Here is an 11,652-nt window from a genome sequence, read left to right as displayed (position 1 = left end):
ATCAAAATGATACCAGATAGTATTACCCACACCTCCAGCGGCCAACTCGTGCGGTCAAGCGATGAGGATGTGCATGGTTCGGCCTTTGTCGTGGTCGATCCCGCCACCGCCGCGAAGCAGCCGGACGGCCGCGCGCAACGGCGCCAGGCCTTTGTCGATGCGGCGCGCGACGCCTTTTTCGCCGAGGGCTATGGCCAGACGGCCATGTCGACGATCGCCTCGGCGGTCGGGGGGTCGAAAACCACGCTCTGGTCCTATTTTCCGTCCAAGCAGGATCTGTTCGCCGCGGTGGTCGATGATATCGTCGACCAGTATAGCAGCGTGTGGATGATCGATCTCGACCCCACCGAACCGATCGAACCGACGCTCCGCCGTTTCTCGACCGCGATGATGGCGACGATCCTGTCCGAGCCGATCGTCGCGCTGCACCGTATCGTGATGGGCGAAGCACAGCGTTTCCCCGAACTTGGTGCGATGTTCTACGAACGCGGGCCGCAACGTGGGCGGGCGCGGCTCGCCGCCTATATCGGAACGGCAATGGCGGATGGCCGGTTGCGTTCGGGTGACCCGATGACTGCCGCGCGGCAATTCGCGTCGATGTGCAAGTCGGGGTGTTTTCAGGAAATGCTGCTGGGGATCGAAGGTTTTCGCAATCCGGGCAGCGTCGCGCAGGATATCGAGGCGGCGATCGACACCTTCATGCGGGCATGGGGCGCAGCGCGATAGATCGTTCGGTGATCGCGGGCGGATCCGGCTATCCATGGCCCGTGCTTTGCGCAATATCGGCGGGTTCCCGACCCCTGACGGAGTAAGCCATTTGTCGCCGACACCATCCGATCGCATCGTCTGGCAGGATGTCGAAGGCGAACTCGTGCTGTTCGATCTGCGCGACGAAAAATACCATGGCCTCAATCCGGTCGCGTCGGAGATATGGCGCAGCATTGCCCGGGGCGACAGCGTTGGCGCGATCATCGACACGCTCGCCGCGCGCCATGCCGCGCCGCGCGCGACTGTGGCGGACGACGTCAATGCCTTTGTCGCCCAGGCTCTGGCCGGCGGCTTGCTTGAACCGGACGACACGCCCGCTTGAATGGAATCGTCGGCGTCGTCCTGACCGACGGCCGCGACGTCACAGCTCGACCGGAGTTCATCCGCCGCACCGCGCCGCGGGTCCGGCGGGACGGATGCTGATGCTCTATGGCCAGCGACTTCGATTGGCCCAGCCTTGTGCCGGACGAGAGTCTTATGCTGTCGAAGTTATGGAAGAATGCCGGTTTTCGGGATCAGCTGAGGTCGGATAATCCATCACCGTCCGGAGAGCCGGTTGCCGTCGTCCCGGGAGTAGCTGTTGAGCAATGATCTCCGACTTGATCCGGGTCGTTTTCGAAGCGGCCGACACCGCCCGGGGCGTCGTATCATCTCTGCCTGAGGCGAACGAACAATGTTGGCCCCTTTATCAACAAGGGCCGCGCACGCACCCCAAAGTGCATACGCGGCCCAGTCGATTGTCGAGGCAGGTCTATTTTTTGGGCAGGGTCGAGGAGAAGGCTCCGTCGGCGGTCGTGTTTCCGTCGAGGCGATTGTCACCATAGCTCTTCACGATTGCCGAACTGAGCAGCATGATCCCCGTGCCGTTATTGGTGATCGTGGTGTTTCCGACGCGCGCCGTGGTGGCTGCGCCGTTGATGATCATGCCATAGCCGGTGTTCTGAGTGATGTTCGAATCGGTCAGCGTGAAATCCGCCGTGCCGGTGCTCGCCGGCGTCTTGATCAGCAGGCCGCTTCCGTTGTTGATCAATTGCGTATTATTGATCGACGCGACGATCTGCGACCCGACGATGCCGGTGGTATCGATCCGCAGGCCGACGTTGAGATTGTTGACGATCTGCGAATTGACGATCGCGATCCGGGCCGTCACCCCGGTGGCCGGCGCCACGTTGATGCCGCCGGTCGTGACCGTCGATGCACTGCCGCTATCCGAGATGATCGTGTTCTCGACGAACAGCTGCGCGTTGGAATTGGGCGCGAAATTGATGCCGTAACCGTTGCGGAAGGCGCGGATCTTCATGTTGCGCACGACCAGCGACGCGCCATTCAGGAACGTGATGCCGTTGGTGCCCGAACCGACCGCGGTGTTGCCCAGACCCTCGAGGTCGATGCCGGCGATCACCACGCTGACATTGGTGCCGTTGATGATGAAGCCATTGACGCCCGACGCGGTAATGCCGCCCTCCGGGTTGTTCTCGCAGATGATCGAGATCGACTTGGTGATCGTGACCGTGCCGAAGCCGCCCGGATCGAGGCAGTTGATCTCACCGCCCGCGGCGGTCTTCGAGATCGCGCCGGCAAAGGTCTTGCACGGCGCGGTGCGGCTGCAAGGATTGACGTCGTCGCCGACACCGGAAATCCAGGTCCGCGTCGCCTGCGCCGCTGCCGGCGTGGCGTAAATCAAAGAGCTCGCCAATAGCGCGAACGCGGCGACCAATAGGCGCTTGCCAAATATATTCATGATATCCCCCCCCAGAGGTGCCGGTGGAACCGGTGATGCTCCATTAACCACAAAATTGTCGGGCTGCGACAATTATTTTAGGAGGGTGATCGGGCGCCTGTGCCATCTTGCGACGCGCGCATTGAGTCAGGCCTGCAATATTTCATGATGGTCGACGCCCGGCGTCATCTCGATCAGGAAATCCGGGTCGAACGGATAATATTTCGCCACTTCAGGATCGCTCCCGGCAAAGCGTGCGATCGCTGCCATGTCGGTCCAGAAGGTAAGCATGGTGATTTGGGTGAACTCGCCCTCCTGCCGGTGGAGGCACCACGCGCCGGCATTGCCCCTGACCGCGCGATAGTCGGGCAGTGAGACCGAACGCATCAGGTTGAGATAATCGGCTGCCTTCGCGGTCGGCACCGCGCCCTTCCAGATTCTCGCAATCATCGCAGACGCCCTCCGCTGGTTGACGCCTGCTTGTCCGGCGATCGGCCGGCTGTGACGAGCGTCGGCAGCGCCAAAGGAACGGCAGATCACGCCAATCACTCGGCTGCCTGAGGCCATTCTCCGTCGTGCCGGAACGCGGCGCGAAACTGGCTTGGCGTGGTGCCGACGACGCGGCGGAAATGGTGCCGGAACGTGTCGGCGGCAGCGAAGCCGGCGCGCTCGGCGATGCGCTCGACCGGCAAATCGCCTTCCGCCAGCATCGCCTTGGCCAGCCGGATGCGCTCGATCAGGATCCAGTCATAGGGTGTGTGCCCGGTCGCCGCGCGGAATTTGCGGAAGAAGGTGCGCGGGCTCATCGCGGCCAGCCCGGCAAGGGTTTCGATCCGGTGGTCGCCGGCCGGGTCGCGGCGCAATTGTTCGATCACGTTCGAGAATGCCTTGTGATGGACATCGGGCACCGGGGTCTCGGCATATTGCGCCTGTCCGCCTTCGCGGTGTGGCGGCACGACCATCGCCCGGGCCGCGGCGTTGCAGGCGGCCGGCCCGAAATCGCGGCGCATGAGATGGAGCAGCATGTCGATCCCGGCCGACGAGCCGGCCGATGTGACGATGCTGCCCTGGTCGATATACAGCGCCATCGCATCGACCGCGACGCGTGGATGGTCGCGCGCCAATTGCTCGGCGAATCGCCAATGCGTCGTCGCGCGCCGCTCATCGATCAGCCCCGCCGCCGCGAGCACGAACGCGCCGGTGCAGATCGACACGATGCGCGCGCCGCGCCGATGCGCCATGGCCAGCGCGGCGGCGATCTGGTCCGGGACCGGTCCCATGCGCCATCCGGGCACGATGATGGTCTGCGCGTCGTAAAATACCTGGTCCGCCGCGGGGACGGTGAGGGGCACGCCGCGATCGGTCATGATCGCCGCGCCTTCGAGCGAGAAGCTGGCCACCGCATAAAGCAGTTCGCCCTCGGTCGAGCGGCGGTTGCTCAGCACCTCCAGCGCGGTCGCATATTCGAACAGACACAGGCCCTGATAGGCCAGGACGGCGACTGAATGGGGCGGATGGGAAGAGGGTTTTTCTGGCATCATCATCTTATGGCCGAAGATCATGCCAATCTCAACGATTGGCGCGATGTTGAGCGCATTGGCATTCGCGTCACTTGCCCGCCACGCGCGCGGCGATAAGGATGGCGCCATGCCCGATGCGCCAACCAGCTTGTCCCTTGCCGGTGTCGGTCGCGGGTTTCGCGATCTGTTCGCCGCGGCGATCGCCGTTGCGGTGTTCGGCATCGGCTTCGGCGCGGCGGCGGTCGAAGCCGGCTTCACGCCGGTGACCGCGGCGGCGATGAGCGGGTTGGTCTTTGCCGGGGCGGCGCAATATGCCGTGCTCGATTTATGGCATTATCCGCTGCCCTGGCTCGCGATCCTGATGACCACGCTGGCGATCAACGGCCGCCACGTCGTGCTCGGCGCGACGCTGGGAGACTATCTCGGCGCCGCCCCGCCGGTGCGGCGCTATGCTGTGCTGGCGGTGCTCAGCGACGCCAATTGGGCCTCGACCCGGCAGGCGATTATCGGCGGCGAACGCGACCTTGGCCATTTGCTTGGCGGCGGCTTGCTGCTCTGGCTGAGCTGGGTCGCGGGGACTCTGGTTGGTGCGTTCGCCGGTGCGGCGATCGGCGATCCGCGCCAGTTCGGGGTCGATGCGTTGATGCCGGCCTTTTTCGTCTGCGTGCTGATCGCTGCCGCGAAAGGGCCACGCGACGTGCCGCCCTGGATCGTCGCGGGTGGCGCGGCGGCCGGGCTTTCGCTCGTCATGCCGACGCATTGGGCGATCATCGTGGCGGCGCTGATCGGCGCGATATTCGGCTATGCGCTCGATGCCCGGCGCTGAGATGTCGGCCCTGGCGATCGGCATGATGGCGCTCGCCACCTATGCCACGCGCATCCTGGGCGCGTGGCTGGTCGCGACGAACCAGGTGCCCGATTCCGTGCGGCGGCTGCTCGACCATCTCGCGACCTGTACGCTTGCCGCGTTCGTGGTGCCGGTGGTCCTGGCCGGGGACGTGGCGCTGGCCGTGGGTGTCAGCGCCGCGACGGTCGCGATGCTGATCCGGCGCTCGTCGCTGCTGGCGATGGCAGTTGCGGTGTCGGCGACCGCGCTGGTCAGGCTGCTCTGACCGGCATCGGGGACGTTACGAGGCTGGCGGCTGAAGTGGGCAATCGCCGTCGCGCTTGCCGCTGACGCTGCCGACGCCAAGGATGATCTTCGCGCGGCGCTCGAACGTCAGCGCCTGCCAGCGGCCACTATTGCCGATCGCGGTGCGGCTGCGCAGGAATGTCAGGCTGAGCAACTCATATTGTTCGGCATCGATCGCGGTCGCATCGATCAGGCAGTTCCAGCGCTGCACGTTCCAGCCATGGTCACGCGCCACGCCATCCTGATCGATCGTCTCGGCCAGCGCCTTGTACCAGGCGATGATCGCGCGCAGCCGCGGCCAGCGTTCGGCCTCGGGCATGACAGACAGTTTGGCGCGCAGCCGTGCGACATCCTCGTCGCCGGGCAGGAAGCCCTGTTGCACGCGCGTGTCGATCGCCCAGCGCACTTTGCGCAGAGTCATCGGCCCGGTCGGGAAGACGCGCAGCAGATCGAGCCGCACCGCGTCGAGCAAGTCGATATAGGTGTCCGCCTGCACTTGCAGCATGGCGTCGCTCTCGAAGATCGCAGCCAGCTCGGCGGTCAGCACCGGGTTCAGCCGCCCGGTCGCATCCTCCGCGGCAAGGATCGCGGCGCGGCACGTGTCGCCCACCGGCACCGCGCGGCACGCCTTCGAAAAGAGCAATTTGCCATAGGTCGGCGCCAGCGCCTTCAGCGTCTGTTTGAAGCGTCCGGTCGAGCCAAAGCCGTCGCGCCATCGCTGCAACACCGGCTGCAGGCTGCCGGTGCCGAAATTCCACTGCGCCATGCCGACCGAGATCAGCTGGCTGTCGAAATTGCCCGCCGGCATCGCCCAGCAGCCCATGGTTTCGGGGATCGATGTCTCGGCCATGCGCGCGAAAATGCCTGCGCGGTCGAGTCCGATCTCCGCCATGCGCGTGGCGGCGGCGGGGTCGATGCGGATGAATTGCACCATGCCGGCCGCGCTCGGGACATCGCCGACCATGCGGCAGGGCGGCGGGGCAGGGACGGGGGGCTGATCGGGGATCAGATCCTGTGCCGGGGCGATCGGCGCTGCGAACGACAAGAGCGCCGCGCCGATCATGGCGATCACTCGGGCGATGCGGAATGTGCCGATGTCCATCCCGCCAGCTTAGCCCGCCGGCGGGCCGGGGCAATGCATCCGATCAGCGCAACGCCGAACGCGGCGTGGGCGCCAGCCGCAGGATCTGCGGCGCACGTTCCTCGTAGTCAGCGAGCGCCGGGCCGATCGTCGCGTCGGCCCGCACCGCCGTCATTGCCCGGTGATAAGCGGCACTGTCGGCAACGCGGGTGAACCAGACGAACAGTTTCTCGCTTTGCCGCACCGGCAGGCGCGGGAAATTGTTCGGCGCGCGTTCGGGGACATAAGCGGAGAGTATCGGCAGTCCCGCCGCGATCAGCGCCGGCCGCATCCGATCGTGAAAGAAACGCGCGAAACCCTCATCGGCGTCTTTCCACAGATAATGGATCGTTGCGACCACCAGCTCGCCCGGGCCTCCCGCCACCGCCGATCGGGCTTGCGGGCCGAACCCGAGATCGGGCGCAGCCGGATGCAGCAGCAGGACATTGTCATTGTCGTCGAGCAGCGCATTGGCTTCATCGCGATGCGCTTGCCAATGGGGTCCGAAATAGAAGGCGTTGAGCGCGGTTGCGCGCGCCGTCATGCTGGTAAATTCGCGGACCCAGGTGAAGCGATCCGGATCGTCGAGATCGCGAAACTGCCCGATGATCCGTATGCCGAGCGCTTCCTGGCTATCGATGAATTCGCGCTCGAACAGTGCGATCATGGCGTCGCGGCGGCCCTTGACGATCTTGTACTGGCGCACCTCGATCACGGGTTGCGTTTCGGGCGGGCCGGCGGCGATGGCGCCGCTGCCCAGGGCTGCGAGTCCGGTCATGGTCATGCCGATCATTCTCCTGCGCGATAAGGGTGTCGTGATCATGAGCGGTGGAACGCCATGATCCAGTTGACCTCCCAACTGGTTCCGCCGTCGGCCGAAAAGGCCTGAGTCCATTCGGCGTGCGCCTCGTCGATTGGCTCATAGGTGGTGCGCACCCGGATCGGTTTGCCGGCGAAGAGATCGTCGCCGAAGAAAACCCCCTTGCGCCCCGTGAACCCGCCGACCACCGGCGGATCGATCGCGGGCGAGCGCCGGTCGATCCACCAGATCGACCATGAATTCGTCGGCGCGTCGAACAACCGGAGCGAATGCGCGCAATACGCGCCGCCGGGATCGTCGAGGTCGTTGATATCGATATTGCCCAGGCCATTCAGTACCGGATCGACCCGAAGCGTGCCGGGAAAGTCGAACCAGTCCCGCGCCCCGGAGAGCCTGGCCGTCAGCTTGCGGTGTGTGACCCGCCACTGACCGTGGAGGAAATCGAAGCCCTTTGCGCCCTTCGTCATTGTCTCGTCCTGACCCACGACTCGCATACTCCCTGTCTGATATTGCCATAACAGACCGGTTGTCCGGTTTTGTCAATGATGCTATCCGCGGTGCGAAGTCAGGAGGCACGAATGGCGCGCGCGGAACGGGCGAAATTTCGCAAGAACGACCCGGCAGGGATGCGCAAGCGCGTGATCGACGCAGCGGCCTGCGCATTCCAGGCGCAGGGTTATGGCGCGACCAGCATGCATGATGTGGTGCGCGCGGCGGCAGTGACCGGGGGCGCGCTTTATCATCACTTTCCCACCAAGAAGGATCTTGCGCTGGCCGTCGTCGCCGAGCGTGTCTCGGGTGAGATTGCCGAGACCTGGATCGCGGCGGTCGATGGCGCGGCGTCAGGGGCCGAAGGCGTGGTTGCGGTCTTCGAGGAAACCGCCGACGCGCTCGACCGGCAGGGATCGGTGTCGGGGTGCCCGCTGGGCAATCTGGCGCTTGAACTGTCGCTTGCCGATGACGGGCTGCGCCGGGCGGTCGAAGGCGAATATCGCGCCTGGCAGGATGCGATCGCCGCACGCCTCGACCGTGACGAACGGGCGGGACATGCCGATTTCGTCGCCGGCGATGCATTGGGGCTGGCCGATACCGTGGTGGCGATGTTCACTGGCGCGATGTCGATCGCCAAGGCGCGGCAGGACGCCACGGCACTGCGCGCCTGTGCGCGTCGCTTGCGCCTGATGATGGGGTTACCGGCTTGAGCTGAACAGAGGCGCGGCGCCAAGGTGAGATGGGCGTTGCCTGACGCGGGGACGTTGCCGAAATCGACCGATTTCGGCATTCGCCCCATCGGCGGGCAAGAGAGCATCTGCTCCGTCCGTCAGAGCGGAATGCGCAGCAGCTCGGTCGGTGCCTGCCGTACGGTGGCGGGTGTCTTCGAATCCTCGTACAAATCCCATTGCGCATTGGCGACGACCAGCATGGCGCCATGGGCGATGGTCACCTGAGTCGGATCGCGCAACGGGCCGGCGCGGGCGAGGAGTCCTGCCGCGACCGCGCGGGTCCCGGCGGGGTCGAGGGTGATCGCGATCAGCCGGGCGGGGCGCCAGCCATTCTGCACCGCGACGATCCGGCCACCCCAGGCGGTGAGGCCGTCCAGGCCGTCGAGCGCCACGCCCGGCGCGGTGCGCACGGGTCGCGCTGTCCCGGTCGCGAGGTCGACCACCGCCAGGCCATAGGCATAATCGGCGACATAGAGTCGCCGTCCGTCGGCCGATGCGACCATGCCTTGCGGACTGCGCAGCACGCCCGGCGCGAGCACGACTTCGAGCCGGGTGCAGCCGGGCCGGCAGCGATAGACGCCGCCGCCGCGGCTGTCGGCGGCGAAGATGCCGCCGTCCGGCCCAGGTGCAATGTCGCCAAGGCTGATGGCGTCGCCGGTCGGTCCCGGAATCAGCTGCCGACCGGGCCCGTCGAGCGACAGTTTCAGTACCCCGCCCTTGCCCGATGCGCCGGGCGCTCCGGGATCGAGCGCCGCCCAGAGCAGCTTGCGCGGCGGATCGATCGCCAAGGCCATCGGCGCGCCGAGACCGGCGGGAACCCGCCGGAATTGCCGCGCTCGCCCGGCGCCGTCGATACGGTAAATCGCGCGGCCGACGACGCTCGACACATAGGTCGCGTGAGCGCGAGGATCATGAGCGATCCCTTCGACCAGCCGGATCGTCGCCGGCAGTCTCGCCGCAACGCTGCCGCGCGCGACCGGCGTGTCGTTGGCGGCAAGCGCGGCGACCAGCGGATCGCCGGCCAATGCGCCGAGTTCGTCCGTGATCGCTGTCGTCCCCTTGGCGGAGAGCGTGCCGCCCTGCGCGACGAAGCGCGCGAGCAGGGTGCGCAGCCGGGCCCGGTCATGCGCGTGCAACGCCGCGCCGATCGCGGACAGGAGCAGGCCATTATTGCCGGGCGATGCCAGGATCGCCCGGTCGAACGCCGCGGCACGATCGGCGGCCCGCGTCGCGGCGATGTCGCGGGCCGATTGCCAGAGCGCGCGGACACCGAAGAAGTCGCCGACTGGCGCATCGTTCGCAGCGAACAGGGGGAGCAAAACGACCGCTAGCCAGACAGGCTTGCGGCGCGGAACGAGCGCGAGCGTCACGACCATTCCGCCATCGGGCGACCGTCGTGATGCGGCACCGCCGGGCTCAATCGTCCCGCCGGTTCAGCATGATATGATCCTGCCGTTCGCGATCATTTCGCGCACGGCCCGGCGATAGCTGCGCCCGACCGGCAAGCGGTTTCCGGTATCGGTGGTGAGCTGGTAACTGCCCGTCGGCAAGCGGCGAACCGAGGCGATGCGGTCGCGATTGACGATGCACGATCGGTGGATGCGCGTGAAGCGTTGCGCATCGAGCTGTTCGAGGATCGCCGTCAGCGATTCCCGATGAAGGTAATTGGCGTCGCCGAGATAGAGGCGGACATATTCACCCTCCGCTGCGACCCAGTCGACCCGGTCGAGGTCGACCCGCACCGTCTCCCCGCGACGCTGTACCCAGAGGTGACGCGGTTCGGTGAGGTCCCCGGCGCGTTCGCGGCGCAAGGCGTCGAGCTGTCCGGCAAGATCCTGGAGCCGGGACTGCGCACTGCGGTCTTCGATCGAGCGGCGGATGCGGTCGATCGCGGTCTGCAACCGGCCGAGCCGGATCGGCTTGGTCAGGAAATCGGTCGCACCGGTTTCGAATGCCGAGGCGGCGAAATGCGGGTAAGCCGTGACGAACACGATCAGCGGCGCGGCTTCCCCCGTCCGCGCGAGCTCCTCGACCACATCGAACCCGTCAAGCGCGGGCATTTCGATATCGAGCAGCACGGCATCGGGCGCGAGCGCCGCGATATCGGCCAGCGCCGCCGTGCCGCTGGCGGCGGTACCGATGATCTCCACCCCGTCAATCCGTTCGAGCAGGTCCTGCAACCGCTGGACCGCCAGCAGTTCGTCATCGCACAGCAACAGGCGAATGACCGGCGTCACCCTGCGGTCGAAAAGGGAATGTCGATCATGACCAGAAATCCCCCATCCTCATCCCGTCCGCTGCTGATAGCACAATCGGTGTCGAACTGCGCGCGCAGCCGGTCGGTAACATTGGCCAGGCCGACCCCGGTACCCTTGCTGGCCGAGGCGGTGCCGCCTTTCGCCGCGCTGTTATGCACGCTGATGTGCAGGCGGTTGCCCGCCCGCCGCGCCACGATGTGCAGCCTGACCGGTTCGACGCTCAATGCGACGGCATGGCGCACGACATTCTCGACCAGCGGCTGAGTGATCAGGCCGGGCACCAGTGCGCCCGCCGTGTCGGGGGACATATCGATCTCGACCTTGAGCCGGTCGGGGAAGCGCAGCGTCTCAATCGCGAGGTAAAGCGATTGCAGCTCGATCTCGCGCGCCAGCGGGATATCCTCCTGCGGGTCGAGCGACAGGCCCGCGCGCAGGAAATCGGCGAGATTCTCGACCATCAGCTCGGCCGTCTCCGCGTCACGCCGGGAGATCAGCGAGGCGATCGAATTGAGCGTGTTGAACATGAAGTGCGGATTGAGTTGATAGCGCAGCGCGCGCAACTGCGCGGTGTGTGCGACGCGTTGCAAATGCGCGATGCGGCGTTCGCGGTCGGCCAGTTCGAGGCTGGAGGTGATGGCGAGCAACAGCGCGCAGAGCGCGGCATAAGCCCAGAACCATTGCAGCAGCGCGCCAAGGAACATGCCGGCATCGAAGGTCTCGCTATAGGATCCTTCGACCAGCAGCCGGAACAGCGCGATATTGGCGCCGCCATGGATCAGGCACCCGATCAGCGCCAGCAGCGCCGCGGTACCGATCTTCACCCGCATCGACCGCCCTGCCAGCCGCCGCAGCCGATCGGCGATGACGAAGGAAATGCCGACGCCGATCAGCGTCACGCACAGCCGGGGCAACAGAAAGGCCAGCTTCTCCTCTTCGCCCAGATTGAGATGGCGCAGGATGGTCAGCATGGTGACCTGGGCGAACCAGAAAAGCAGGATGAACCATGTCGTGGTGCGGCGCACCAGCCGGGTGCTTTCCGTCTCCGCGACAAAGGCGTCAGTCATCATGTCCATAGTCCATCGTAGCGAGCG

At 65.8% G+C, this 11,652-nt stretch carries 14 protein-coding genes; 5 read left to right on the top strand and 9 right to left on the bottom strand.

The window, feature by feature from the left end; all coding sequences use genetic code 11:
* Window positions 1-6: 6 nt before the first annotated feature.
* A complete protein-coding gene (locus OO12_RS20930) occupies window positions 7-726 on the top strand; it encodes a TetR/AcrR family transcriptional regulator (RefSeq protein ID WP_082006690.1) in 720 nt (239 codons plus the stop codon).
* A gap of 34 nt (window positions 727-760) precedes the next feature.
* Window positions 761-1,090, top strand: a complete 330-nt coding sequence (locus tag OO12_RS20925) for a PqqD family protein (protein WP_034160634.1) — start codon at window positions 761-763, stop codon at window positions 1,088-1,090.
* 429 nt (window positions 1,091-1,519) lie between these two features.
* On the opposite strand, the gene OO12_RS20920 is transcribed toward OO12_RS20925, so the two are convergent.
* The 3 genes from OO12_RS20920 to OO12_RS28235 all read right to left on the bottom strand — a co-directional run bounded on the left by OO12_RS20920 (window position 1,520) and on the right by OO12_RS28235 (window position 4,137).
* A complete protein-coding gene (locus OO12_RS20920; protein ID WP_052216123.1) occupies window positions 1,520-2,509 on the bottom strand; it encodes a hypothetical protein in 990 nt (329 codons plus the stop codon).
* Window positions 2,510-2,635: 126 nt separating this feature from the next.
* Window positions 2,636-2,938 (bottom strand): antibiotic biosynthesis monooxygenase, encoded by a 303-nt coding sequence (locus OO12_RS20915; protein WP_034160708.1) that lies wholly within the window; start codon window positions 2,936-2,938, stop codon window positions 2,636-2,638.
* Between the two features lie 95 nt (window positions 2,939-3,033).
* Complete coding sequence (locus tag OO12_RS28235) at window positions 3,034-4,137, bottom strand: helix-turn-helix domain-containing protein (protein WP_160296868.1); 1,104 nt, start codon at window positions 4,135-4,137, stop codon at window positions 3,034-3,036.
* Here OO12_RS28235 and OO12_RS20905 point away from each other — a divergent pair.
* Both OO12_RS20905 and OO12_RS20900 read left to right on the top strand, forming a co-directional pair.
* Entirely contained in the window at window positions 4,136-4,834 is a 699-nt protein-coding gene (locus tag OO12_RS20905; protein WP_034160706.1) for an AzlC family ABC transporter permease, read from the top strand. The two genes, OO12_RS28235 and OO12_RS20905, sit on opposite strands and share 2 nt — an antisense overlap.
* Complete coding sequence (locus tag OO12_RS20900; RefSeq protein WP_160296867.1) at window positions 4,821-5,120, top strand: AzlD domain-containing protein; 300 nt, start codon at window positions 4,821-4,823, stop codon at window positions 5,118-5,120. Before OO12_RS20905 ends, OO12_RS20900 begins: the two co-directional genes overlap by 14 nt.
* 15 nt (window positions 5,121-5,135) lie before the next feature.
* Here OO12_RS20900 and OO12_RS20895 read toward each other — a convergent pair whose 3' ends face one another.
* Genes OO12_RS20895 through OO12_RS20885 form a run of 3 tightly spaced genes read right to left on the bottom strand, consistent with a single transcriptional unit; the run spans window position 5,136 to window position 7,547 of the window.
* The gene (locus OO12_RS20895) at window positions 5,136-6,242 is read right to left on the bottom strand and encodes a hypothetical protein (RefSeq protein ID WP_034160632.1); all 1,107 of its coding nucleotides are present in this window, start codon (window positions 6,240-6,242) and stop codon (window positions 5,136-5,138) included.
* A gap of 43 nt (window positions 6,243-6,285) precedes the next feature.
* On the bottom strand, window positions 6,286-7,044 hold the full coding sequence (locus tag OO12_RS20890) for a putative quinol monooxygenase (protein ID WP_160296866.1): 759 nt from the start codon (window positions 7,042-7,044) through the stop codon (window positions 6,286-6,288).
* 35 nt (window positions 7,045-7,079) lie between these two features.
* Window positions 7,080-7,547: a hypothetical protein gene (locus OO12_RS20885; protein WP_034160631.1), complete on the bottom strand. Its 468-nt coding sequence runs from the start codon at window positions 7,545-7,547 to the stop codon at window positions 7,080-7,082.
* A 111-nt stretch (window positions 7,548-7,658) separates the two neighbouring features.
* Here OO12_RS20885 and OO12_RS20880 point away from each other — a divergent pair, with 111 nt between their 5' ends.
* Window positions 7,659-8,282 carry a TetR/AcrR family transcriptional regulator gene (locus tag OO12_RS20880; RefSeq protein WP_034160630.1) on the top strand — a complete coding sequence of 208 codons (624 nt, stop codon included), beginning with the start codon at window positions 7,659-7,661 and terminating at the stop codon, window positions 8,280-8,282.
* 119 nt (window positions 8,283-8,401) lie between these two features.
* Here OO12_RS20880 and OO12_RS27145 read toward each other — a convergent pair whose 3' ends face one another.
* The 3 genes from OO12_RS27145 to OO12_RS27140 all read right to left on the bottom strand — a co-directional run bounded on the left by OO12_RS27145 (window position 8,402) and on the right by OO12_RS27140 (window position 11,628).
* Window positions 8,402-9,673: an SMP-30/gluconolactonase/LRE family protein gene (locus OO12_RS27145; RefSeq protein ID WP_152616562.1), complete on the bottom strand. Its 1,272-nt coding sequence runs from the start codon at window positions 9,671-9,673 to the stop codon at window positions 8,402-8,404.
* Window positions 9,674-9,736: 63 nt separating this feature from the next.
* Entirely contained in the window at window positions 9,737-10,540 is an 804-nt protein-coding gene (locus OO12_RS20870; protein ID WP_034160629.1) for a LytR/AlgR family response regulator transcription factor, read from the bottom strand.
* The gene (locus OO12_RS27140) at window positions 10,537-11,628 is read right to left on the bottom strand and encodes a sensor histidine kinase (protein ID WP_160296865.1); all 1,092 of its coding nucleotides are present in this window, start codon (window positions 11,626-11,628) and stop codon (window positions 10,537-10,539) included. Before OO12_RS27140 ends, OO12_RS20870 begins: the two co-directional genes overlap by 4 nt.
* Window positions 11,629-11,652: the final 24 nt, after the last annotated feature.

Source organism: Sphingomonas sp. ERG5, assembly GCF_000803065.1.
GTDB lineage: Bacteria > Pseudomonadota > Alphaproteobacteria > Sphingomonadales > Sphingomonadaceae > Sphingomonas.
The sequence above is the reverse complement of the archived record's forward strand: the minus strand, read 5'-3'. Positions and strand labels throughout refer to the sequence as shown.